Below are 24,372 nucleotides of genomic sequence, written 5' to 3'. Positions count from 1 at the left end.
GTTCCGAGGCCGGATCGAGCAGCGCAAAGCCAGTACGCGCTCTACGCCGCCGCCTGCATGCGCGGCGGCCTGCAGCCGGATCTTGCCAGTGACGCCAGCTGGTGGCAGACACCATTGTGGCAGTACGCCGTCCTCGCCGTCGTCATCTACGGCCGTGCCGCAGCCGGGCGCATCAAGGTCCCGTTCCAGGAGACCGCTGGGCGGATCGCCGTTCGGCAGGGCCTCACGCTCACCGCGTGACCAGCCGTGGCCACCGGGAGGCGATTCGGTGGAGCGATCAGGGCCTTCAGCCGGCCGTATCCAGCCGCCGGGCGTGACCCATTCATGACCCACGCAGCGGAGAACAGGGGTCAACATTGGTCATATCGGGTCTTCCACTGAGTCCTGCAGCACTCCTCCAGCACACCTAACAGGCCACTTGACCTGCGGTTTCCGCGTGGAGCGAGTGACCGGGATCGAACCGGCATGGCCAGCTTGAAAGGTCGGATCGGTCTCTGCCGGTCAGCCGCCTTTGCGCTCCCTGGAGGTCTGCTCCTGACACACGTGCCCTATCGCGTCCTACAGCTGCAGTCCAGAGAGTTCCAGATCGTCGGTGGGTGACTCGTGGCCGCGCTGAGCATGGCGACGATGGCGCGGGCAATCTGGGCGTCGCGGACATCGGCAGCTTGCTGGTACAGGAACGCGGCGACGGGGGACGGAGCGGACGAGGGCCGGGTGAACCGGTTGCAGCGGCTGCTCGCCGATCCGTCACAACGAGTCCCGCTACCTCAGATGCAAGACGTGTGGCGGTCGTCGATCGTGACTTCTCCAGGGAGCTGTGGCGCGCCACAGCCCGAGGCACATGTGGCAGATGTCGGCACTGCGGACGGGGTCTCAGGGCCCTGCCCAAGCGCTGACAATCGTCTACGAATACGCCTCGGGTCCCTCCCTCCGAGAGCTCGGTGGACTTACAGATCGCTCGCTTTCGCGACTCGGCAAGCGATCCGTCGCCAGCATGACGCCCGCGCCGCTTACCTGCCCAGTGCATTGACTACTCTTGCGGGCCTGCGGTGGCCGGCTTCGGGCTCCGGCGCCACCAGGGCCTCGTGAGGGCCTGGACGTGGTTCTCAGCGGCCTTGAGGAACGCCTCCTCGGCCGTCCGGAGCTCGCTCAGGTCGACGCGGTCCGGGCCGATATTCATGCCGGCGTCGTTGTCCAGAGGTGGCTCGAGCCACGCTGCGCGCATCGAGGCGCCGGCGACCCTGCGGAGCTGGCCGACGAGGTCGTTGTAGGCGGCGCCGGTCGTCGGGTCCTCCGCCCGGGTCCATGCCTGGAAGAAGGACAGGCGGGACTGCACCCGGCGCACCTCCTCGGACAGGCGGATCCGCTCCTCGGCGTCCAGGTCGTCACGACGCCGCCGGATGGCGTAGGGGAACTCCTTGTAGTCGGCGTAGGCCTGGTACGCCTCGGCGAGAGTGGTGCGAACGCGGGCCCGCTCCTCGAGGCGGGTGGCGCGCCGGGCCAGGGCGGTGGTGATCGAGCCGCTGACGATGGCTGCGACGACCGCCGCCGACAGCACCGCGGTGGTGAGCCCGCCACCCGAGCCTGCCGGCGCGTCGTTGGTCGCCGGCGCCGGGGTGGGTGTGGTGCTGGTCGTCGTCGCCGCCGGCGGGACCAGCGAGGGGATCGGGTCCGTCGGCGAGGCCGGCGCGGCCGGCGTCGGCGTGGGGCTCGTCACGGGGACGTCCTTCGTGCGGCTCGGGGAGCGATGGGCGGGTCTGGCGGGTCGTGCGGTGCTTCCTCCCCGGGCCACTCGCCGGTCTGACGCCACCAGGCCTCGCGGATGAGGTGGGCGCAGATGTGCCCGGCGAGGACGGCGCCGCCGTCGCGCCAGGTCCACCGCCGCTCCGGCGGGTCGTAGGGGTACCAGATGCACAGGCTGCCGTCGTCGTAGCGGTGCTTGGAGCCCGGGCCGGGCACGTAGATGGCCGGGGTGTCCGGGGTGTTCGGGCCGAACTCGATGGTCACGCGCTGCGGCTCAAGACCGGCCGGGGTCAGAACGATCCGCACGGCGAAGCCGCCACGGCGACGACGTCCCGGCCGGATGACGGCGACGTCCGCGCCGACCGCCTGCAGCTCGGCGATGAGCCGCAGGCGGTTGGCGGGCCGGTCGAACCAGGCGGGGTGCCGGTGGGCGGGTCGGCGGGTCACTGCGGCCGGGGACCGCCGTAGGCCCGGGTCGCCGGGACCGCGGCCGCGGTCCCGCCGAGGCCGAGCGCCACGGTGGTGACCGGCCGGCCGGTGCGCAGCACGGCGACCGCCGAGGCGAGCTTGGCCGCCATAGGGGTGTCGACGTAGTCCCGGAAGACGCGGTGGAGGGCCGACTGCACCTTGATCTCGTCGTCGTCGTGCTCGATCGCCTCGGCCATGGCGGTGGCCGCGCCGCGCAGCCGCTGGACGGCCACCTCGCGGGAGATGCCGTCGACCAGCTTCAGCGGCTTAGAGACCCCGGCCGGGTCGGGGGTGTTGCAGCCGGTGGCGAGGAACGTCGCCCCGCCGTCGAAGACGGCGTGCAGGGCGGCGGCGAGACCCATGCCGGCCACGATGTACTCCAGCGCCATGGCCGAGACGTGGAAGCTGGAGAACGCCGGGCTCGACCACTGCTTGTTCCAGGCCTTCAGCAGGCGGATGGCCCGCCGCCGGGTGCGCCGCAGGGACTCCGTGCCGCCGTTGAGCAGCGCCACATGCTGCTCCGGGTCGGAGGCCTCCCAGCGGCGCATGTCCAGGTTCGGGATCCACAGGCCGCTGCCCTCGCGGCGGGTGAGCGCGACGACGAGGTCCACCGAGGGGTCCTGCCCTTTGATCGGCTCGCCGAAGGTGATCTTCGGCCCGCGCTTGGACTTGCCGCAGCGCGCGCGGGGGTAGGTCTGGCGGATCTCCGGACCGAGCAGCGCGCACAGCTCGTCGGCGATGTCGTTGGGCGTCTTCCCGCCGCCCTCGGGTCCGAGGTCGGGGTAGTGAACCCGGTTGAGGACCAGGCCGCCGTCGCCGTCGGTCACCGGGTGGTTCACGGTGAACTGGGCGAGGGAGCCGGAGGGGTAGGTGCGCAGCGCGCCGGGGAAGTCCATGGCGATCTCGCGGACGAGCGCGAGACGGTCGCGGGCCTCGGCCAGCACGGTGTCGTCGGCCGCGATCTTGCCGCGGATGGTGTTCAGGTAGTCGTCGGTGTGGCCCATGGCCGGTCCTCCAGGTGTGTTGCGGGCGGTGGTCGCCCTCTCACACCGGTATGACGCCGAACCTCGCCGAGCCGTCCGGTCAGCCGGCGCAGTCCCGGCAGATCTTCGCGGTCCGGCTCGGGAACCGGCTGGGGGCCAGGACCGACCAGCACCGCTGGCACGTGCGCTCGGCGGCTGATGTGCAGGCGCAGTGGCCACTGCTGCAGCGCGGGGTGCCGCACTTGGCGCAGGCCCCGTCCGGCGTGAACTCCTCCTCGCACATCTCGCACGTCCAGGTGCGCGGCACGAACTGCCGGGTGCCGGTGCGCGGCGGCGCGAAGGCCTTCCATCCGGGCCGGTCGAGCACGGTGATGGTGATCAGGTGCTCGCCGGCCCAGGCGGCGTCGCCGTAGAGCAAGTCGCTCTTGTGCTCGCCGCGGTACTGCACGTACGTGTCGTCGACTCGGGCGCTTCGTCCCTGGCGGAGCGCGGCGGCGACCAGCGGGGTGTGGGCTTGGCTGGTGCCTCGAGCCGGCGGGAAGACCTCGTCACCGTGGGCGGCCGCGAAGGATACCGTGCCGCCGGAGTCGAGGACCGTGACGACGCCGTGGGTGCCCAGCTGCTCGGCGATCCGGACGCAGCAGGCGGCGCGGGAGGCCTGAGTCCGCTCGAAGAGGCCCACGACATCGGCGGCACTCGGGGAGCGGCCATCGGCCCGTGGGGAGAGCACCTCGTCGGGAATGAGGACGAAGGACGCGAACATGTCGCAGGCGGCGTCCTCGAACGCCTCCCTGTCCGCCGGCTGACGACGGACGGCGATCGCGAGCCGGGAGTCGTGCTTCTGTAGGTGATGGCCGAGCTCGTGCAGGGCGGTGAACTGCCGCCGGCGGGGACTCAACGACTGGGTGACCGTCAGCGTCGGCGGGACTGTGGAGTGCACGTAGCCGCCGGCCACCGAGCACCGCGCCTGCGCCTCGGCGTCGGGCACCCTGCGCACCTGCACCTCGGTCCAGCTCTCCAGCTCGATGAGGGCGTCGGTGTGCAGCCGCTGGGCAACGCCCGGATGGGCGGCCTCGAGCCGCTCCAGCATCAGCCGCGCCTGCTTGACGACGTCGACCCGGATCACGTTCATGCGTCGGCGTCCGGGTCCAGCTGCTCGCCCTGTGCCCAGAGGCGGATGCGGTCGGACCAGGAGGGCTCTCGCTCGCCCGTCTGGCGGGCCGCCATCGCGCCGATGTCGTAGGCCAGGGCCGTGCGCGCCGCGGTCTCGGTCAGCTCGCGGCGGCGGCGATGTTGGCGAACCAGGCTTCGCCACCGTGGTTGAGCCAGCTCCACGACCAGGGCCAGGGGTGGCGGTGCGGCTTCCGGTGCGGCGCCCAGCACCTCGCGGAGCACGTCAGCCTCGGCCGGTGTCGGGGGCCGCTTGCCGTCGATGAGGTCCAGGACGACGGGCAGGGGTAGCCCGAGGCGCGCGGCGGCCTCGTCCAGATCTGCGGGATCCACGGCGGCGAGGTCGATCGCGGCCGGGGCACCGGCGGGGGCGTCGTCGGCGTCTGCCGGGACGGGAGCGGTGTGGACCGCCGGCTCGGCCAGCAGATCGAGGTCGTCGGCGAGCTCAGCACGAACCTCGACGTCGAGTAGGGCGGTGCTCGCGGTTTTGGCCGCGCGGGCCCGATCGGCAATGCGGCTCAGCACCGCGGCACCCAGGTCGTCCACAGGCCGGTCCAGCACGCTCACCGGCAAGGCGCGGCGCAACCCGACCCAGACGGTGACGGGCACGCCCAGCACCGTGTCGTCCAGAACCAGCGCGTCGGCATCGGCTTCCTCGCCTCCGCTGTCGACCGACGCGGGCACCGCGGTCACCGACTCGACGTCGACAGCGATGAGCACCACCAGCGCGGTGACGTCCTCGCGGACGGCTCGCCACAGCTGACCTGCAGCCGGAACCCAGCTGGACCGTGGCCCGAAGCGCCGGTCCAGCGCCGTCTCCTTCAACTGTGGCGCGGCGGCCTTCTCGGCCAGCGCCAGCAGCTCCTGCGGCACAGCGCCGCTCTCGGCGGGCATCACGGCGGCCTCCTCTTCCGGTACGCGCGGCCAAGGGGCCGCACCTCGGTTGACGCCGAACCCGCGCCGATCGTCCGGGCGGCCGTTCACGGGTTCACCACGCAGAGCCGGTACAGCTCAAGCGTCACCTCAGCGCGCAGACAGTCATCGGGCACCAGCTCGACCAGTACCGCCTTGAGCTTGCCGCTCGCGGCGTAGGTCTGGCTGCGGCCCAGGCCCAGAATCTGCGCCTGCTCGCCGATCGGCTTGTCGAGGTGCGGCAGCAGCGCGCGCTGCGCCGGCGCCAGTTGGGCGTAGACCTCCTGGGCTCTGTCGCTGACCTCGAGCATCACGTCGGGGCGGTCCTCGAGCCGCGCGACGGCCGCCTCGAACGTCTGCTCCTCGAGGCTGGCGTCGGCGTACTCGACCGCGGCGGGGAAGCGCCGCACCAGCACGGCGGTCAGCTGGGCCACCTCCAACGAGCCGGCGGCCGCGCTCAGGACGGCCCGGAGGATTTCCACCAGGGAGGCGTCGCTGGCCAGCGGGCTCCGTCGGGGCCCCGACCAGCGGACGGCCTGCACGTCGGGCACCGCGTACGCCGCGGCGACGAGGGGCTGCAGGTCTCCGCCGTAGGGCGGCAGCGGGTCACCGGCGAGCTGCCACCACCCGGCGCCCGGAGCACCCAGCGGGACCCGGGTGAACGCCTCCGTCGCCGAGAGGAGATCTTCGATCTTGCGGCGGATCGCTCCGAGGTCGGTGTCGCGCGCGCAATCCACCAAGAAGTGCCGGACCGACCGGCGGAGGTAGCGGGCCATCGACGCGACGTCGGTCACCTGGGCGAGCAGCGCAGCGGTCACCGCCGGCCCCTTGGCGGCGAAGAACTCCTGGGCGCAGTCGGCCACCGCGTCCGAGTTCCAGGTCGCCCCGGGGGCGAGCAGGACCGGGAACCGGTGCACCTCCTGGCCTACCAGCTCGAGGAGCAGCCGAAGCCCGTGCGTCCCGAAGTGTCCGAGCTCCTGGAGCTCGCGGTACGCGTCGATGATCGGTCCTCCCCCCGCATCGTCGGCGACTCCGCGCCTCACTCCGTGGACTGAGTGCTGCTGGGCGAACTGAGGCTGGTCCATGGCGTAGCTCCCGACGGCGAGGGCCCCGGCCGGTAGCCCGCGAGAAGCTTGTCATCGTGCCGAAGCAAGCGCGTAGCTGTCCAACGATAAGGCCGCTTATCAGCGCCTGGACTTGGCGCTAGGAAGTGCCCACGTATGGTCAGCCCAAGGCCGCGAGGAGGTGACGGATGATGGCGAAGACTGCGTCACCGCGTCTGCTCACCCTGCCGGACATCGCGGCCCTGGCCGGTGTCCAACGCGCCGTCGTCTCCATGTGGCGGAACCGCACCTCTGTGCGCGGTGCCGTGGTCCCCTTCCCGGCCGCGGTCGACGTGGTGGGCAAGGTCGAGCACTTCGCGCTCGATGACATCGTCGCCTATCTCGCGGCGACCGGCCGCGGCAAGAATCCGGAGGCAGCCGTGGACGCGGCCACCTTGGCTGCCCCGGTCGCGGCTGGCCACGAGTCCGCTGAGCTGTTGCTTTCGCTCGCCGTGCTGACCGGCGCGGACCTCGCAAGCCTGAGCCCCGCCGAGCTGGTCACGCTCGCCGAAGAAGTCGATCAAAACGACCAATTTCTGCTGCGCGAGGCGAGGGAGCAGAGCTGGCACCCGGACCTGCCGGGGCACGTCGACGAGCTGGTGGCCGCGTCGTTCGGCGCCGAGGACGCCTTCGCCCGGCTGGACAGCGGGCGGCTCGCTCGCGGCGCCGGGCACCGCGGCTGCGCTCCCGAGTTGGTGTCGCTCGTCGCCAGCGTGACCGCTGCCTGCCGCGATCACGCAGGCACCGGTGCGGTGCTCGACGCCAGCGGTGATCTGCAGTTCGATCAAGCCCTGGCCCCGCACTTCCCGGCCGTGTTGATCAACGACTCTGCCGGTGTCTCGGCCCGCCGTCTGCGCCGTCGCGCCGCCGCGCTGCAGTGGGCGGTCCTCCCAGAGCCCGGCAGCGTGCCCATCGTCCGGGTCCGGTCACTGCTCGGCATGGCGACCGACGACGCCCTGCTCTCCGCTGACGACGTGGTGGTCAGCCTCGGTCCGGGGGACGTCGCCGTGGTACTGGGCCCCGCGACCGCCTTGACCGACGCTTTGGTGGGATCCGCCGAGCGGGCGCGGGCAGAGACCCTCCGGCCGGGACCGCTGGCGACTGCTCTCCGGCTGCCGCGCGGCCTGTGGAAGGCGGCGCACCGGCAGAGCTCTGCCGTGTGGGTGCTGACCCAAGGTACCGGTCGCACCGAGGCCCGGCTGGCCGACCTGGACGGCGTCGATCTCGATCTCGATGATCTCGCCGCCGACGTCGCACAAGCCTTGGCGCCGCTGACGACCAGCGGGCCCCTGCCGACGGAAGCCCGCACCTATCGCTACCTGCGCCCACGTGCGCTCGATCGGGTACTGGCCGGCGGGCAGTTGGTGCCACGCGGCACGCGGGCAGTGCGCCTGCACACCGCCGACGAACACCTGGAGACGACGCACTCCGCCGCCCGGGAATTGGAAAGGCCGCTGCCGCCCCTCGATACCTCGGTGGCTGCTTGCCACGCCCTACCGGTGGTCCGCTGGTTGTCGTTGGGCGAACTGGTGAACGACAAGCGGCTCGTCCTGCGCCAGGGCCGTCGGATCGACCCGGCCGGTGCAGACCCCCGCGGTACAGTGCACGTGCTCTCCGCGGACGGCGCCGACGCAGATTTGCGGCTTGACCCCTTCTACGCGCGCGACCGGTACGCCCGGGCCACCTGGACCGAACCCGGTGACGTGGTCTTCATCGAGAAGCCTCGGCCGCGGGCCATTGTCGACACCCGGGGCGGCAGCCTGGTGGCCACCCCGAGCCGCATCCTGCGGCTGGCCGACAGCGCCCCGGTGGGTCCGCACGTGCTGGCCGAGCGGATCAATCGGTCGGTGCCGGGCAGCGAGTGGCGCACGTGGGACGTGCCCGCACTCTCTCGCGCCGATGCGGAGGCTCTGGATGCCCGGCTGGCTGAGGTCGCGTCGTACCGCGACGAGCTGCTCCGGCGCGAGCGGGCCCTAGACACGTGGGCTTCCGCCCTGGTGGCTGGGGTGGCAGCCGGCTCGCTCGCCCTCCCTTCGACCCATCAGCAGACCGCATCCGCAGAGAACAGGTGAATCAGTGCCTCCACGCACCAAGAAGCAGACCCCGGCCGAGCCTTCGACCATGAAGGAGCTCAAGGACACCCTGTGGAAGGCCGCCGACAAGCTGCGCGGCTCGCTGTCGGCCCATCAGTACAAGGACGTGATCCTGGGGCTGGTCTTCCTCAAGTACGTGTCCGACGCCTACGACGAGCGGCGCGAGCAGATCCGCACCGATGCTCTGGCCGACGGGTGGAGCGAGGCGCAGATCGCCTCGATCATCGACGACCGCGAGGAGTACCAGGGCTACGGCGTCTTCGTGGTGCCCCCAGTCGCCCGGTGGACCTACCTGGCGCAGTACGCCAAGGGCAAGCCGGCCGAGGGACTTGAGCCCGACCGGACCATCGGCGAACTGATCGTGGCCGCAATGGACGCGCTCATGGTGGCCAACGAAAGTCTGCGGGGCACCCTGCCGCGGCTCTACAACAACGACAACATCGACCAGCGGCGGCTCGGTGAGCTGATCGATCTGTTCAACAGCGCCCGGTTCAGTCGGCAGGGCGAGCACCGAGCCCGTGATCTGATGGGCGAGGTATACGAGTACTTCCTGGGCACCTTCGCCCGGGCCGAGGGGCGGCGAGGCGGGGAGTTCTTCACCCCCCCGTCGGTGGTGCGGGTGCTCGTCGAGGTGCTGGAGCCGAGCAAAGGGCGGGTATACGACCCGTGCTGCGGGTCGGGCGGGATGTTCGTGCAGACGGACAGGTTCCTTCGCGAGCACGACGGCGACCCGAAGGACATCGCGATCTTCGGTCAAGAGTCGATCGAGGAGACGTGGCGGATGGCGAAGATGAACCTCGCCATTCACGGCATCGAGAACAAGGGGCTGGGTGCGCGCTGGGGCGACACATTCGCCCGCGACCAGCACGGCGACCTGCGCATGGACTACGTGCTGGCCAACCCGCCGTTCAACGTCAAGGACTGGACGCGCAATCCTGACGACCCGCGCTGGGTGTACGGGGTGCCACCGGCGAACAACGCGAACTACGCGTGGATCCAGCACGTGATCTCCAAGCTGGCGCCGGGTGGGCAGGCCGGCGTGGTGATGGCCAACGGCTCGATGTCGTCGCAGAGCAACGGGGAGGGCGACATCCGCGCGGCGATAGTCGAAGCCGACTTGATCTCGTGCATGGTGGCGCTGCCGACGCAGCTGTTCCGCTCGACCGGCATCCCCGTGTGCCTGTGGTTCTTCGCCCGCGACAAGGCTGCGGGGGCGCACGGGTCGGTGGACCGGCGCGGCGAGGTGCTGTTCATCGATGCTCGGGAGCTCGGCTACCTGGTCGACCGGGCGGAACGCGCCTTGTCGGACGAGGAGATCGTGCGGATCGGAAACACCTTCCACGCTTGGCGCGGATCACCATCAGCTCTGGCGAAGGGCTTGACGTATGAAGACGTACCGGGCTTCTGTCGGAGCGCCACGCTGGCGGAGATCAAGGAGGCCGACTACGCCCTGACGCCGGGCCGATACGTCGGTTCCGCCGAAGTCGAGGACGACGGCGAGCCGCTGGACGCGAAGATCAAGCGACTGCGCGGCGAGCTACTGGCCGCCTTCGACGAGAACAACCGCCTGGAAGTGGTCGTCCGCGCTCAGTTGGAGCGCCTCAGTGTCTGAGTGGACCACGGTCAAGCTGATCGACATCGCCGCGGCCGAGCCGAGCGCAATCTCCAAGCCCTACGGCTCGGCGATCCTGCAATCGGATTACCGGTTGCAGGGCATCCCAGTCGTCCGCGGCGTGAATCTGGCCCAAGGCCGATTCTTGGACGATAAGTTCGTCTACATCGATGAGGCCGTGGCCGCTCGCATGCCTGGCGCTCGCCTGCGATCAGGAGACTTGGTCGTGACCCATCGCGGGACCATCGGGCAAGTCTCCATGATTCCGCGTCGCTCCAGATTCGAGACCTATGCGGCCTCGACGAGCCACGTAAAGGTTCGACTCAACGAACGTCGCGCCTTGCCCGAGTACGTCTATTACTGGTTCCTCTCACCGGCCGGCCGTCGATCTATTCTCGAACGCGCCTCCACGGTAGGTGTCCCTGGCATCGCACAGCCAGTTGCAACGATCAAGTCCCTAGAGTTACGCCTTCCCGCGCTTCCCGAGCAGCGGGCGATCGCGGAGGTGCTGGGCGCCCTCGACGACAAGATCGCCGCCAGCGCAGCCATCACCGAGAAGGCCGACGCGTTGGCGGGTACCACATATGAGTCCGTGGCAACGGAAAATATACCATTGTCATCGTTGGCACGCTTCGTTAACGGGAAGGCTTTCACGAAGGGTGCAAGTGGCACGGGCCGAGTTGTTATCCGCATCGCTGAGCTGAATTCTGGATTGGGTGGCTCCACGGTCTACAACGACATAGAGGTCGCCGACGATCACGTGGCGAGGCCGGGTGACCTGCTGTTCGCCTGGTCGGGCTCACTAACGGCAGCGCGCTGGTTCCGTACAGAGGCGATCATCAATCAGCACATCTTCAAGGTGGTAGCGGACCGCGGCCGGCCGCTGTGGCTGGTCAACCAGGCCGTCCGCAGCAAGCTCGCCGAGTTCAAGGCCATCGCCGCCGACAAGGCCACGACTATGGGCCACATCCAGCGGCGGCACCTCGAACAACCAGTCGCCATCCCGTCACCCGAGGTTGTCGAGCGCATCGACGGCATCATGACCGGTCTCTGGGACACCGCCTTGGCTGCTGAGCTCGAGCGCGAGCGGTTGGCGGCGACGCGGGACGAGTTGCTGCCGCTGCTGATGTCAGGGCGCATCACTGTCCGCGACGCCGAAGAAGTCGCCGAGGCCGCGACGTGAATCAGACCAACCGCCGGCTGCTATCACCATGACCGGTCGTCCCCGGCCGACGCCGGCCGTGCATTTCACCCGGATCGAGAACCTGGCCGGCATCGTCGCCGGCGGTCTGCAGTCGGACGCCATGGTCAGGGCGTCGCCGCAAACCGTCGTCGAGGTCGGCGATCCCGCCATCAAGGAGCGTCGTCGAGCGCAACCGGTCGGCTGCGGCGCCGGCGGCAACGTCGGTGACTACGTCCCGATGTACTACACCGCTCGCAACGCGATGTCGTATCGCCTACACAAGCAGGGCGTCTCCTTCGATCGGGTCATCTACCTGGTTACCAGCGTGGAAAGGGTGCAGGAGGTTGGTCTGACCTGGGTCGTCAGCAACCGAAACGCTGCGCAGGCCCTGGCGGAGTTCACCGACGACGCGTCCAAGCTCGATACCCACGTCGATTGGGATGTCATCAGGTCGTCGTCGTGGGGCCGCACCGACGGTGACCCGGATCGGCCTTCCCGTCGACAGGCTGAGTTGCTGGTGCATCGGGTGCTGCCCTGGGAGGCTGTTGAGCGGGTCGTGACGAAGACGGCTGCCGTGAAGGCCGAGGTGAGGTCGATCCTGGACGCTGCTGGCCGTAGCGTGGCCGTCGATGTCATACCTCACTGGTACTTCTGACCCATGGAGCACGCGCGCATGATCAGGGTGGCGCATGGCAACCTGCTCGACGCCGATGTCGAGGCTCTGGTCAACACGGTCAACACCGTGGGTGTTATGGGCAAGGGCATCGCCCTGCAGTTCAAGCGGGCCTATCCCGCGATGTTCAAGGCCTACGCGCGCGCCGCCAAGACGGGCCAGATCGCGCTGGGCCAGATGCATGTCTGGGAGACCGGCCAGCTCGATGGTCCGCGCGTGATCGTGAACTTCCCAACCAAGGGTCATTGGAAGTCCGGCTCGAAGCTGGCGGACATCGAGCGCGGGTTGGACGCGCTCGTCGAAGTCATCGCGTCCCAGGGGATCCGCTCGATAGCGGTTCCGCCGCTGGGGTGCGGAAACGGCGGCCTGCGCTGGGCCGACGTCGAGCCGCTCATCCAGCGGAAGCTCGGCCAACTGCCTGGCGTCGAGGTGCTCGTGTACCCGCCGGAGGGCCCTCCCTCTGCGGCTGCCATGGTGACCCGCACTCGACGTCCGAGGATGACTCATTCACGGGCTGCTGTGATTGCGCTGCTCGACGAGTACACCCGGTACGCAGGTGAAGAGCCGACCCTGGTCGAAGTCCAGAAGCTGACGTATTTCCTGCAGGAGGCAGGTGAGCCGTTGAAGCTCGCCTTTGTGGGTCACCACTACGGCCCGTACGCCGACAACCTGCGGCATGCCCTGGTCAACCTCGAGGGCCACTACCTCAGCGGGTTCGGTGACGGGTCGCGTCCCGTGCACGAGGCAGAGCCCATCAGCTTGCTCCCGGGAGCTGAGGAGTCGGCCCGAGCTGCGCTGACCCAAGAGGAAGTCACGGCTGAGCGCGTGCAGCGAGTTCTCCATCTGGTCGCCGGCTTCGAGTCGCCATACGGCCTGGAATTGCTTGCTACGGCGCATTGGGTCTGGACGCATACGTCGGACACCGAGGACGTGGCTAGCGCCGTCCGCGCCTGGAGTCCCCGCAAGGAGATGCTATTCACCGAACGCGACGTCACGCTCGCCCTCGAAACCCTGGCCGCACGCGGCTGGGGTCCTCGCACTCCGGTCTTGGTCTGACCTAAAGGCCCGCGACAGCTGCTCTTGACAGGACCGACACAAGCACGCGCCTGGGTGGGCGCAGTGGTCACCAGTCTGAGTCGCTGAGAGGGGCGCCGGCCGGGTTCGGGGGCGGATTGAAGACGAAAGACCGGTACGAGCTGTGCGGGACCAGCCGGCGGCCGGCTTGGGCTCGGGTGAGCCAGTCGACGAGCTCCGCGACGTCCTCCTCGCGCATGCCCTCGTGCCTGAGCTTCGCCGCGAAGGATGCAGGCGAGACGGCACACCATCGCGGCCGTGCATTCATCAAGTCGGCCTTGAACTTGGCCTGCTCGTTCCATTTCAGGTGGTTGCTGTATCCCCTAGCCCACCTGGCCAGATGCTCAGCGATGCCGGCGACGTCCGGGGGCAGTTCTGGTTCGGTTGCCATGGAGCTCGTTCTACGCCGCAATCCTGACGCCGGAGCGGAACCCTCGATAGGGCGCCTTATCCCTCACATGAAGGCCGCTCGGCAGCGTCACCGGGCACGATCGGAACCAGCAACGACACCGTTCACAGGGGAGCCACGTTGACCTTCAGTGAGTCCGACTGGGAGGCCATCGCGCTCGACCAGTTCGCCGAGCACGGCTGGCAGCACGTCGAGGGCAAGGCCATCGCGCCGGGCACCGACAGCGGCCGCACAAGCTGGAGCGACCTGTTCTGCCGCGGCCGGTTGCTCGCCGCCGTCCACCGGCTCAACCCGCAGGTCCCCTTGGAGTTCCGCGAGCAGGCCGTCGCGGACATCGTCGCGCCGCAGTCGGCGGATGCGACCGCCGAGAACTTCCGGTTGCATCAGATCATGGTCGGCGGCTTCCGCGGCCTCACCTACACAGACGCCGAGGGCGTCGAGCAGAACCCCACCATCCGGGTCATCAGCCACCGAATCGAGGACAACGAGTACCTCGCCGCCGGGCAGGTGACCATCCGCGATCACGACGTCGAGCGGCGCTTCGACGTCGTCCTGTACCTCAACGGCATCCCCGTGCTCATCGTGGAGCTCAAGCGGGCTGGTGCCGAGCACGCCGATCTCTCCTCCGCCCACGCTCAGCTGGTCACCTACCTGCGCGAGTTCCCGCTGGCCTTCCGCGGCTGCGTGCTCACCGTCATCACCGACGGCATCGCCGCCAGGTACGGCACCCCGTTCACCCCGCTCAACCACTACGCCCCCTGGAACGTCGACGACGACGGAATCGTCGTCGCCACCGGGGACGACCCCACCGACCAGGACGCCCAGATCGCCCTCGACGTGCTCATCGACGGCCTTGCCAACCAGGAACGCTTCGGCCAGCTGCTCCGCAACTTCGTCGCCTTCGACGAACTCGGCGACGGCTGGCTCAAGCGAGTCGCCAAGCCGCACCAGTACTTCGCCGTCACCAAGGCCGTCGGCAGCACCGTGGACGCCGTTCGCAGCGACGGGCGGGCCGGCGTCGTCTGGCACACCCAGGGCTCCGGCAAGTCGATGGAGATGGAGCTCTACGCCCACGCGGTTGCCGAGCATCCGCAGCTGGGCAACCCCACCCTCGTCGTCGTCACCGACCGCACCGAGCTCGACGACCAGCTCTACACCGGCTTCACCGTGTCGCGGCTGTTGCGTGAGAGCCCGGTGCAGGTCGGCACCCGCGAGGAGCTGCGCAGCGCACTGGCCGACCGCAACACTGGCGGCATCTACTTCACCACCCTGCAAAAGTTTGGTCGCACCGACGCCGAACGCCAGACCGGCCAGGCCCATCCGCTGCTGTCCGACCGGCGCAACGTCATCGTGATCGTGGACGAGGCACACCGCAGCCACTACGACGATCTGGACGGGTTCGCGCGGCACATCCGCGACGCCCTGCCGCACGCCACCTTCATCGCCTTCACGGGCACCCCCATCGCGCAGGCCGATCGCAACACCGCCGAGGTGTTCGGTCCGGTCATCGACACCTACGACCTCACCCGCGCCGTCACCGACGGCGCCACCGTCCCGGTCGTGTTCGAACCCCGGCTCATCACCGTCGAACGCACCGCGGACGTCACCGCCGAGGACCTCGACGCCGCAGCCGACGAGGCGACCACGGGTCTGGACGACGTCGAACGCGCCCGCGTCGAAGCCGCCGTCACCGCCCTCAACGCCGTCTACGGGGCCCCGGCGCGGCTGAAGACCCTGGCAGCCGACATCGTCGAGCACTGGGAGCGCCGCCGCGCCGCCGTCCGGCCGTTCCTCGGCTGGTCGGGTCGGGCGATGATCGTGGGCGCCACCCGGGAGATCTGCGCTCGGCTCTACGACGAGATCGTCGCCCTACGCCCCGACTGGCACTCCGATGCCCTCGACAGCGGCGTGATCAAGGTTGTCTACTCCGGGAACGCGACGGACCAGCCGCCGGTCTCCGCGCACGTGCGCCGCGGGTCGCAGAACAAGGTCATCCAGGCGCGTCTCAAGGAAGAAGCCGGCGAAGACCCGCTGGCGCTGGTGATCGTGCAGAACATGATGCTCACCGGCTTCGACGCGCCCCCTTTGCACACCCTCTACCTGGACCGCCCGCTGCGCGGCGCGCTGCTCATGCAGACGCTGGCCCGGGTGAACCGCACGTTCCGGGCCAAGGACGCCGGACTGCTGGTCGCCTACGCACCGATCACCGAGAACCTCGCCGCCGCGCTCGCCGAGTACACCGTGCGAGACCAGACCGACCGACCGGTGGGGCGCGACGTCGAGGAGTCCGTTGAGCTCACCCGGCAGCTGGTCGGTGAACTCGACGCGCTGTCTGCCGGGTATCCGTGGCGGTCCAAGCTGACCGGCGACAGGCGTAGCTACCGTGACGCCCTGCTCGGGTTGACGAACTACGTCCGCTCGCCGGCCACACCGGGCAACCAGGTCGGTGAGGGCCAGAAGCCGCTGGTCGACCGCTTCCGGGAACTGGCCAACTCGCTGTCCCGCGCCTGGGCGCTGGCTGCCGGCGGCACCACCCTCCCCGAGCTGCGCGCCGCCGCGCAGTTCTACGAGGAGGTGCGGGTGTGGATGGGCAAGTTCGACGCCGCGGCCCGCATGGCCGAGGGGCGCCCGGTACCCGCCGAGATTGAGCTGATGCTCGCCGGTCTGGTGGCCTCGTCGACCGCAGCCGGGGAGATCCTCGACATCTACGAGGCCGCGGGCATGGAGCGGCCGAAACTGACCGACCTGACCCCGGAGTACACCGCCTCGGTGCAGCAGGCCGCCAACCCCCACCTGGCGATCGAAGCGCTGCGAGACCTGCTGGTCGCCGAGTCGGGCGTCGCGACGCAGCACAACCTGGTGCGCCAGCGCGCATTCTCACAGCGGCTGCAGGAGCTGATGAACAAGTACACCAACCAGCAGCTGACCTCGGCCGAGATCATCGCCGCGATGATCGAGATGGCGCACGACGTCGCCGCCGAGGCGGAACGAGGGGCTTCGTTCGACCCCCCGCTCTCGGTGGACGAGCTGGCGTTCTACGACGCGGTGAGCAGCAACGAGTCAGCTGTGGACCTGCAGGGCTCCGACGTCCTCGCGAACATCGCCCGCGACCTGGTCGCCGTCATGCGACGCGACGTCAAGACCGACTGGACGGTGCGCGACGATGTCCGGGCCAAGCTGCGCTCGTCCATCAAGCGGCTCCTGGTAAGCCACAACTACCCCCCGGATCAGCAGCCCGAAGCGATTAGCTTGGTCATCGAGCAGATGGAGGCGATGGCACCCCGCTTCGCCGCATGACGACGCCGTGGTCCGCCAGAATCGCTGAGTGCCAGTGATGCCGAAACCAGGATCTGACGACGGCAGACGGCTGGTTCAGGGCGTATGGGACGTGTTCGAGCAGCTGGGCAACTGGCCGACGGTGGGACAGGTCGCCAATCGGCTGGATCGCCTGCATGACCTAGCCTTTGAGGAGGCCTTGCCCGACGTGCCAGCTCCGCTGCTCTACGGCGTTCATCCAGGGCGGGTGACCTCCGATGAGGAGACCGTCGGCTTGACCGTCGCCGGGGCTGCGGCAGCAGAGGGCTCCGCGGAGTACCTGCGACTGGTTGTTGCCGCGGTTGCATTGGCCGCCCAAATGCAGCGAGCCTGGGAGCCACCGGCGGACGATCGAGAGGCCGAACTCGCCTTCACCGCGTCCGACCTAGCCCGGGAGGTACAGCAGCCCGTCGCGGATCGTGCGTTGCTGCTGGCCCGGGTAGGCGCGTTGCTTCGGACGGAGAACTGGGGCTGGAAGGCCGCCAGCCACGGTGTGGCGCCGGATGCATGGTCGTTCAGTATCGATCGCAGTGTCCGCCGGTTTCGCGGAGTAGCCGACGTGGAAGATTTCTGGACCCGGGCTCATCCTCCGTCCCAGACGCTCGGCGGCGCGGATGCGCCGCCGCTTTCCGTCGTGGCCGCGCGCGGCACAGGACAGCCCGACTCGAGGAGCAGCGTGAGCAACCGAATCATCTTCCTGGTGCACGGCCGTGACCATAAGGCTCGCGACGCGCTCATCGAGCTGCTGCGCGCCTTCGACCTCCGAGTGGTCACGTGGCGGGAAGCTGCCAGCCGGGCCCGTGGGGGCGGCACGCCCTATACCGGGGACATTGTGAGGGCCGGCATGAACATGGCCGACGCCGTGGTCGTTCTGCTGACCCCCGACGACGTCGGATATGTGCGCCCAGTCTTCCGTCAGGATCGAGACGGCCCGGACGAGCTGCGGCCGACCGGTCAGGCCCGCCTTAACGTCATCTTCGAGGCGGGAATGGCTATGGCTCTCGGTCGTGAACGTGTCGTGATCGTGGAGGTGGGCGCCACCCGTGACCTCAGCGACACCGCAGGGATCCACACGATCCGGTTGCGGGACGACGTGGAGTCCCGGAGGGACTTCGCCGCCCGGCTCCGTGACGCGGGGTTGACCGTGGACACCGAGGGAGAGCAGTGGCGGACCGTGGGCACCTTTGATCGGCCGCCCCTTATTGTCAGCGACTTGTCGGTGGAGTCAGCGGCCCCTCAGGACCGTTCCGGTCAGGCCGCGGATCACACTGAGCAGCAACTCGAGACGATCCGTCTCACGGACACCCTCGTGGCGTCCAGGCTCCGTCGGCTGGACACGCCTTTCAGTACGGACGTAGTAGGAGAGCTGACCAACGAGTCCAGCACCGCACTGAACGTCGTTCTCCTGGGCGCCACCTTTCTCGACGGGGCCGGGCGCATCGTTGGCACAGCGGACGGCGCCGTCAACGGATTGCCAGGAGGCGCGGCGAAGTCCTTCCGCCTCACAAGCCTCGGCATGATCCAGGACGCGACGAGCTTCAAGGTCCAGTCGAACGGACAGATGTGAGTCTGCCCTCCCCTTGAACCTCCGGTTTGCGGCGTCCGGAGCTGGTTGCAGTTCTGGTTGCAGTTGAGCTCGTTCGTGGTCGTGCGCCAAAATCCGCCCTCGTCCAAACCTACAGCTCAGTCGGCTTACGGAACCCCAGCGAACCGCCACGAACGCGATCATGACGGCCTGGCAGTGTGGGGGTCAGGGGTTCGAGTCCCCTCAGCTCCACCCCGCAGAGCAGGGCGTTCCTCCATCGGAGGGACGCCCTCTCGCGTTCTCGGGAACTGCTAGCGCGCCACCTCGAACATGCGGCTCCGCACCCAGCCGATCAGGCAGTAGAGCGAGGCATGGCCCTCGGGCGAGGCGAAGACCTGCTCGACCTGCGCCGCCTCGATGAGCTCGTCGCTGTCGACGGAGCCGCTCCGGTAGAAGCGCTGCATCACCCGGCCGGAGTCGCTGTCGCTCCGGAAGATGCCGGCGATGCCGAGCGCGACGGCGTCGGACACCGCCAGCGAGACGGGGGGATCCTCGAGCGCGCCGCGGCGCTCGAGCACGTCGGAGACCTCGGCAGCCACCACCAGGTCTCCGGCATGCAGGGTTGACTTGCTGCTGACGATCACTGGTGCTGCCCCCCGGGTGCTGACGAACTCTTCTCCACCCCCATCGGCACCGGCGGCGCCGAGCTGAAGACGGCTCTCTCTTACGGATTCCTTGCGAACTCGTTGCGGACGGGGTGGGGGGACCTTGCGCATGGCCCGGCGGAGTGATGGCTGTCGCCAGGCCGAACCGTCGCCAGGTAGACCGTATTGGTCGCCACGCGGCCCTGGAGCGGGTTGGGGAAGCTGACGACCTCCGCGGCGACGTCGACGAACACCTGCCGGAGCACGGCGAGGTACTCGTCGTCGGGCGGGTCGTTGGACCAGAGCGCGAAGACGCCACCCGGCCGTACGCGCCCGGCCAGCCGTCGGCTCCCGTCCACGCCGTAGAAGCCGGTGCTGCCGTCGTCGAGCAGGTGACGGGGCGAGTGGTCGATGTCGACGAGCACGGCGTCGAAGACCCGGTCGGGTGCCGTGGGGTCGAACCCGTCGCCGTCCGCCATGGCGAAGAAGTCCCCGTGCACGAACCGGCAACGAGCGTCGCCGGTGAGCGCGGGTCCGATCGGGACCAGGCCGTGCTCGTGCCAACGGATCACCGGTTAGAGCGCACGGTGAACAGCGACGACATGAGGTGCTCGTCGCCGAGCTCGGCCTCGAAGACGTCGTTCCCGGTGGCCGGGTCGCGGCGTCGACGCAGACTCACCTCACCGATCGGCGTGGGGCTCCGGTCGAGCTCCTCGAACCGCGGGCCCACCGGTGGTCAGCGCTGGCTGTGCAGGTGCTCGGCGAGGTTGCCGGCGAAGCCCTCGGCCACCGCGAGCTGCTCGCGCAGCGCCGTGACCCGCGCGGTGGCGGCCTCGTGGAACATGCGCAGGCGGTCGACCAGCTCCGAGCGGCCTGCGGTGGCGTGCTCGAGGTCGTGCAGGAGGCCGAGCAGCTCCTGCATCTCCTCCAGCGTGAAGCCCAGCGGCTTCATCCGTTTGACGACGTCGAGGCGGGCGACGTCGGCCTCGCTGTACAGGCGGAACCCGCCGTCGGAGCGGGCGGTCGGGATGACCAGGCCGTTCTCCTCGTAGAAGCGGATGGTCCGCAGGCTGAGGCCGGTGCGCTCAGCCACCTGCCCGATCTGCATCAGATCGCCCCGGGGAGTCGCCGCCGCCCCCTCTTCGTGGAGCTTCCCGCGGCGGGTGGTGCCATCGGTGGGCTGCCGCACGGTCGATCCGGTCCGCGGGCCCATCAGTGGGCGCCCGCGAGCTGGCCGGTGTGCCGCTCGTACCGGTCGAAGGAGTGCCCGTTGAGTCCGACGATCTCGACCTTCTTGCCGCGCGTCTCGTACTTGTGGGTGATGGCGTCGAGCGCGGCGACCGTCGAGGCATCCCAGATGTGGGCGTTCGAGAGGTCGATGACCACGTTCTCCGGGTCGCCGGCGTAGTCGAACTGGGTGTAGAGGTCGTTGCTGGAGGCGAAGAACAGCGCCCCGTGCACGGTGTAGTAGCGGGTGCTGCCGTCGGGGTCGGTCACGCTGGTGACGTCGACCAGGTGGGCGATCCGCTGGGCGAAGAGCACGCAGGCCACGAGGACGCCGACGCCGACGCCGATCGCCAGGTTGTGCGTGAACAGCGTGACCGCGACCGTCGAGAGCATCACGGTGGTCTCGCTCTTGGGCATCGTGTGGATCGTCTGCAGGCTGTGCCAGTCGAAGGTCGCGATCGCCACGAAGATCATGACGGCGACGAGCGCGGCCATCGGGATGATGCTGACGATGTCGCCGAGGGCCACGACGAGGACCAGCAGCAACACGCCGGCGAGGAAGGTCGAGAGCCGGGTGCGGGCGCCGGACTTCACGTTGATCATCGTCTGGCCGATCATCGCGCAGCCGCCCATGCCGCCGAAGAAGCCTGAGGCCATGTTGGCCACGCCCTGACCCCATGACTCGCGGGTCTTGTCGGAGGGGGTGTCGGTGAGGTCGTCGACGAGCTTCGCCGTCATCAGCGACTCCATCAGCCCGACCAGCGCGACGCCGAGCGCGTAGGGCGCGATGATGCCGAGGGTCTCGAAGGTCAGCGGGATGCCGGGCAGGCCGAAGAACGGCAGAGCGTCGGGCAGCTCGCCCTCACCGCCGACGTTCGGCAGGGTGAAGCCGGCGGCCACCGTCAGCACGGTGAGCACGACGATGGAGACCAGCGGTGCGGGGATCGCCTTCGTGATGCGAGGCAGCAGGAAGATGATCGCCAGGCCTGCGGCGACCATCGGGTAGACCAGCCACGGCACGTCGATCAACTGCGGCAGCTGCGCGGCGAAGATCAGGATCGCCAAGGCGTTGACGAAGCCCACCATGACGCTGCGCGGGATGAACCGCATCAGCCGCGCGACGCCGGCTGCAGCGAGCAGGATCTGGAATATCCCGCCCAGGATGACCGCGGCGAACAGGTACTCGACGCCGTACTCGAGAGCGAGTGGCGCGACCACGAGGGCGATCGCGCCGGTGGCGGCGGTGATCATGGCCGGGCGGCCACCGGTGAAGGCGATCACCACGGCCATCACGAAAGAGGAGAAGAGACCCACCCGCGGGTCGACGCCGGCGAGGATCGAGAAGCTGATCGCCTCGGGGATGAGCGCGAGCGCCACCACGAGACCGGCGAGGATCTCCGTACGGGCGGTCCGGGGCGAGAGCCAGGGGGGCCGGGTCAGGCGCGGCCTGGGCAGCGCGGGCAGAGCAGAAGACATGGTTCCGTTCCAGGTTCGTGCGTCCGGAGAACGCAGGCGGAGCGGCACCGGCAGCAGTGCCGAGTCCTGTGGTCGGGTGCGGCGGTGCACCCGGAGGTCTGGGGCGCGCCACCGGTGGCAGCGATGCGGTCGGGATCAGCCGAGTGGTGCATCGGTGCGCCTGGACGGTGGCGCGGCGTCACGGACAGTCTGCCGCACACTCGTCCGTCACGTGAGGGAAGGGTTGTGCGCCGTTCGTCACGTCGACGGCCCTCGGCGGCGCGTGCCGGAAGGTCGACGATCCCGCCTGGGCCCGTCCGGAGCCCGATCGTCGTCCACGGCGCCCGAAGTGGTCGGGACCGGGTCCGCCGGTGGGATCGGCTCGCCGACCGGCGTGTCGGAGCCCGACGGCCTCGAGGTCGGCAAGGCCGATGGGCACGGCAGGGGGGAGACCACGGCGGCAGCAGCTGGAGGGAGGCGGGCCATGCCGCTGCGTGTCCGGCATCCGCGTTCGCGAGGGAGGAGGGCACCGGAGGACGATGCACCGTCGCGGTGACGGCCGGGTGAGACGCCGATGAGGCTGCTCTCATCTGCGTGTTCGTCGACGGACGAGGTGCCGGGGGGCGGCCTGCGGGCCTACGGTCGGCCCATGCAGTCCGATGCCCAGGTGGCAACCACGTCCGTCGTCGTCATGGGGGTGTCGGGGTCGGGGAAGTCGACGGTCGCGACCGGCCTCGTCCAGCGGCTGGGATGGAAGTTCGCCGAGGGGGACGAGTTCCACCCGAAGGCCAACGTGGAGAAGATGCGCAGCGGCCAACCGCTGGACGACGACGACCGGTGGCCCTGGCTGCGCAGGCTGGCCGCCTGGATCGGGGAGCACGAGGAGGCGGGGACATCCGTCGTCGTCACCTGCTCGGCACTGAAGCGGAGCTACCGGGACCTGTTGCGCGAGGGGCACCCGTCGGTCTGGTTCGCCCACGTCACGGTGGACGCGCAGCTGCTGCGGGAACGGGTGGAGCACCGCACCGGCCACTTCATGCCGTCGTCCCTGGTGGAGAGCCAGTTGGCCACGCTGCAGCCGCTGCAGGAGGACGAGCCGGGGACGAGCATCTCCGGCGAGGGCGCACCGGACGTCGTGGTGGCCGAGGTCCTCGCCAGACTCGGCGCCGAGCGGGGATCACCGCCCGGCCCCTGAGCTCGCGGCGCACCCGCGGTCACCCGAACGGGGCGTTGCCGGGCCGCCGGAACAGGGTGCTGGCAGGCTGGCGGGGTCCGAGGGAAGCCAGTCGAGCGCCGGGGGAGGACCGTGGAACCGCGCAGCCGCCTGCTCGGCGACCGGTACGAGCTCCTGGTGCCGCTGGCCAGCGGCGGGATGGGCCGGGTCTGGCGGGCGCGCGACACGCTGCTCGAGCGGCCCGTGGCGGTGAAGGTGCTCCGGAGCGAGTTCACCGAGGACGCCACCTTCCGCGCCCGCTTCCGCGCCGAGGCCCAGCACACCGCGGCACTGCACCATCCGAACATCGCGTCCGTCTTCGACTACGGCGAGCTGCAGGTGGACGGCGAGAATCTCGCCTACCTGGTGATGGAGCTCGTCGAGGGGGAGACGCTGTCAGCCCTGCTGGAGCGGGAGGGGCGGCTGGACGCCGCGCACACGCTGGACATCCTCCGGCAGACCTCCGCCGCGCTCGCCGCCGCCCACGAGGCCGGTGTGGTCCACCGCGACATCAAGCCGGGCAACGTGCTGGTCCGCACCGACGGGGTCGTCAAGATCACCGACTTCGGCATCGCCTGGTCCGCGTCCAGCGTGCCCCTGACCGGCACCGGTCAGGTCGTGGGCACTGCGCACTACCTCTCCCCGGAGCAGGCCGAGGGCGGGAAGGCGACGCCGGCCAGCGACGTCTACGCCCTCGGGACGGTGGCCTACGAGTGCCTCGCCGGCCGTCGGGCGTTCGACGGGGAGAACTCCGTCCAGATCGCGCTCATGCAGATCCGCGAACAGCCCCAGCCGCTGCCACCGGACGTGCCGGCCGGGGTCCGCGGGCTGGTCGAGCGGGCGATGGCCAAGGACCCGGCGGCGCGGTACCCCGACGGGGCCGCGCTGCGCGCCGCAGTGGGCGCGGCCACCGACGTCGGCGCGACGGCACCGATCGGTGTGGCCGGAGGGACCCGCACCGCGGTGCTCCCGATCCCTCCTCCGCTGCCGGCGTCCGTATCGGCCGGGCCGCGGACGGGGCGTGCCCGCCGCGCGCCCGTCGCGATGCTGGTCGGCGCACTCGCCGTCCTCCTGGTCGTCGTCCTCGCCGGCGTGCTGATGAACGGCCAGGGCGCCACGGGCGACCAGCCGTCGTCGGAGGAGCCGACGAGTGAACCCACGAGTGAACCCACGAGTGAACCCACGAGTGCGCCGACGAGTGCGCCGACGACGGTCGCCGTCCTCGCCGCCGATCTGATCGGCCGGCCGGTCGACGAGGTCCAGGCGGAGCTGGTCGGCCGAGGACTTCAGGTGCAGCTCGCGCCGGTGGAGACCGCCGACGTGGCAGCCGGGCTGGTCACGGCCGCCACGCCGGAGGGGGATCTCCCGCCGGACACCACCGTGACGCTGTCCTACGCCGTCGCACCCGCACCCGCACCCGCACCCGCACCCGTTCCGCCGGCACCGCCGGAGGACGAGAACAACGGCAACGGCAACGGCAACGACGGCAACGGCAACGACGGCAGGGGCAACGGCGACGAGGGCAGGGGCAACGGCGACGACGACGAGGAGGAGGGAGACGACTGACGTC

At 69.7% G+C, this 24,372-nt stretch carries 22 protein-coding genes; 10 read left to right on the top strand and 12 right to left on the bottom strand.

The features are described from left to right. Positions 1-57 precede the first annotated feature (57 nt). The gene (locus FHU33_RS18770) at positions 58-240 is read left to right on the top strand and encodes a hypothetical protein (RefSeq protein ID WP_142026736.1); all 183 of its coding nucleotides are present in this window, start codon (positions 58-60) and stop codon (positions 238-240) included. Between the two features lie 790 nt (positions 241-1,030). Here the strand turns inward: FHU33_RS18770 and FHU33_RS18765 are convergent. The 6 genes from FHU33_RS18765 to FHU33_RS18740 all read right to left on the bottom strand — a co-directional run bounded on the left by FHU33_RS18765 (position 1,031) and on the right by FHU33_RS18740 (position 6,319). After that, positions 1,031-1,717, bottom strand: a complete 687-nt coding sequence (locus FHU33_RS18765) for a hypothetical protein (RefSeq protein ID WP_142026735.1) — start codon at positions 1,715-1,717, stop codon at positions 1,031-1,033. Continuing rightward, positions 1,714-2,190 carry a hypothetical protein gene (locus FHU33_RS18760; protein WP_142026734.1) on the bottom strand — a complete coding sequence of 159 codons (477 nt, stop codon included), beginning with the start codon at positions 2,188-2,190 and terminating at the stop codon, positions 1,714-1,716. Before FHU33_RS18760 ends, FHU33_RS18765 begins: the two co-directional genes overlap by 4 nt. Next, positions 2,187-3,215: a hypothetical protein gene (locus tag FHU33_RS18755; protein WP_142026733.1), complete on the bottom strand. Its 1,029-nt coding sequence runs from the start codon at positions 3,213-3,215 to the stop codon at positions 2,187-2,189. Before FHU33_RS18755 ends, FHU33_RS18760 begins: the two co-directional genes overlap by 4 nt. 79 nt (positions 3,216-3,294) lie before the next feature. Next, positions 3,295-4,326: an ImmA/IrrE family metallo-endopeptidase gene (locus tag FHU33_RS18750; protein WP_142026732.1), complete on the bottom strand. Its 1,032-nt coding sequence runs from the start codon at positions 4,324-4,326 to the stop codon at positions 3,295-3,297. After that, entirely contained in the window at positions 4,323-5,258 is a 936-nt protein-coding gene (locus tag FHU33_RS18745) for a hypothetical protein (protein ID WP_142026731.1), read from the bottom strand. Before FHU33_RS18745 ends, FHU33_RS18750 begins: the two co-directional genes overlap by 4 nt. Positions 5,259-5,344: 86 nt before the next feature. Continuing rightward, entirely contained in the window at positions 5,345-6,319 is a 975-nt protein-coding gene (locus FHU33_RS18740; protein WP_142026730.1) for a hypothetical protein, read from the bottom strand. A 356-nt stretch (positions 6,320-6,675) separates the two neighbouring features. Between FHU33_RS18740 and FHU33_RS18735 the strand changes: the two genes are divergently transcribed. From FHU33_RS18735 to darG, 5 genes are read left to right on the top strand one after another with little or no spacing between them, the layout of a single operon-like run. Beyond that, a complete protein-coding gene (locus FHU33_RS18735) occupies positions 6,676-8,451 on the top strand; it encodes a hypothetical protein (RefSeq protein ID WP_142026729.1) in 1,776 nt (591 codons plus the stop codon). Positions 8,452-8,455: 4 nt separating this feature from the next. Beyond that, a complete protein-coding gene (locus FHU33_RS18730) occupies positions 8,456-10,084 on the top strand; it encodes a class I SAM-dependent DNA methyltransferase (protein ID WP_142026728.1) in 1,629 nt (542 codons plus the stop codon). Further along, complete coding sequence (locus tag FHU33_RS18725; RefSeq protein WP_142026727.1) at positions 10,077-11,267, top strand: restriction endonuclease subunit S; 1,191 nt, start codon at positions 10,077-10,079, stop codon at positions 11,265-11,267. Before FHU33_RS18730 ends, FHU33_RS18725 begins: the two co-directional genes overlap by 8 nt. Before the next feature lie 28 nt (positions 11,268-11,295). Continuing rightward, entirely contained in the window at positions 11,296-11,922 is a 627-nt protein-coding gene (gene darT, locus FHU33_RS18720) for a type II toxin-antitoxin system toxin DNA ADP-ribosyl transferase DarT (protein ID WP_142026726.1), read from the top strand. A gap of 18 nt (positions 11,923-11,940) precedes the next feature. Further along, the gene (gene darG, locus FHU33_RS18715; protein WP_142026725.1) at positions 11,941-12,996 is read left to right on the top strand and encodes a type II toxin-antitoxin system antitoxin DNA ADP-ribosyl glycohydrolase DarG; all 1,056 of its coding nucleotides are present in this window, start codon (positions 11,941-11,943) and stop codon (positions 12,994-12,996) included. 67 nt (positions 12,997-13,063) lie between these two features. Here the strand turns inward: darG and FHU33_RS18710 are convergent, their stop codons facing one another. Continuing rightward, positions 13,064-13,405, bottom strand: a complete 342-nt coding sequence (locus FHU33_RS18710) for a hypothetical protein (protein ID WP_142026724.1) — start codon at positions 13,403-13,405, stop codon at positions 13,064-13,066. 138 nt (positions 13,406-13,543) lie between these two features. On the opposite strand from FHU33_RS18710, the gene FHU33_RS18705 reads away from it, so the two are divergent. Both FHU33_RS18705 and FHU33_RS18700 read left to right on the top strand, forming a co-directional pair. After that, positions 13,544-16,720 (top strand): type I restriction endonuclease subunit R, encoded by a 3,177-nt coding sequence (locus FHU33_RS18705; RefSeq protein WP_142026723.1) that lies wholly within the window; start codon positions 13,544-13,546, stop codon positions 16,718-16,720. A 91-nt stretch (positions 16,721-16,811) separates the two neighbouring features. After that, positions 16,812-18,305, top strand: a complete 1,494-nt coding sequence (locus FHU33_RS18700) for a TIR domain-containing protein (RefSeq protein WP_170182525.1) — start codon at positions 16,812-16,814, stop codon at positions 18,303-18,305. A 269-nt stretch (positions 18,306-18,574) separates the two neighbouring features. Here FHU33_RS18700 and FHU33_RS18695 read toward each other — a convergent pair whose 3' ends face one another. The 5 genes from FHU33_RS18695 to FHU33_RS18680 form a co-directional block, all read right to left on the bottom strand. Next, positions 18,575-18,907, bottom strand: a complete 333-nt coding sequence (locus FHU33_RS18695; RefSeq protein WP_142026721.1) for a hypothetical protein — start codon at positions 18,905-18,907, stop codon at positions 18,575-18,577. Between the two features lie 80 nt (positions 18,908-18,987). Continuing rightward, positions 18,988-19,479, bottom strand: a complete 492-nt coding sequence (locus FHU33_RS18690; RefSeq protein ID WP_211355190.1) for a class I SAM-dependent methyltransferase — start codon at positions 19,477-19,479, stop codon at positions 18,988-18,990. Next, positions 19,476-19,637, bottom strand: coding sequence for a hypothetical protein (locus FHU33_RS25515; RefSeq protein WP_211355189.1), 162 nt, complete (start codon positions 19,635-19,637; stop codon positions 19,476-19,478). Before FHU33_RS25515 ends, FHU33_RS18690 begins: the two co-directional genes overlap by 4 nt. Positions 19,638-19,643: 6 nt before the next feature. After that, positions 19,644-20,096 (bottom strand): MerR family transcriptional regulator, encoded by a 453-nt coding sequence (locus FHU33_RS18685; protein WP_246063841.1) that lies wholly within the window; start codon positions 20,094-20,096, stop codon positions 19,644-19,646. 23 nt (positions 20,097-20,119) lie between these two features. Further along, positions 20,120-21,610 carry a SulP family inorganic anion transporter gene (locus FHU33_RS18680; RefSeq protein WP_142026719.1) on the bottom strand — a complete coding sequence of 497 codons (1,491 nt, stop codon included), beginning with the start codon at positions 21,608-21,610 and terminating at the stop codon, positions 20,120-20,122. A gap of 628 nt (positions 21,611-22,238) precedes the next feature. Here FHU33_RS18680 and FHU33_RS18675 point away from each other — a divergent pair. Further along, a complete protein-coding gene (locus FHU33_RS18675; protein ID WP_142026718.1) occupies positions 22,239-22,784 on the top strand; it encodes a gluconokinase in 546 nt (181 codons plus the stop codon). A gap of 111 nt (positions 22,785-22,895) precedes the next feature. Further along, positions 22,896-24,368 carry a protein kinase domain-containing protein gene (locus tag FHU33_RS18670; RefSeq protein WP_142026717.1) on the top strand — a complete coding sequence of 491 codons (1,473 nt, stop codon included), beginning with the start codon at positions 22,896-22,898 and terminating at the stop codon, positions 24,366-24,368. Positions 24,369-24,372 lie beyond the last annotated feature (4 nt).

Source organism: Blastococcus colisei, assembly GCF_006717095.1.
GTDB lineage: Bacteria > Actinomycetota > Actinomycetes > Mycobacteriales > Geodermatophilaceae > Blastococcus_B > Blastococcus_B colisei.
This window is presented reverse-complemented; position numbering and strand designations above follow the sequence as displayed.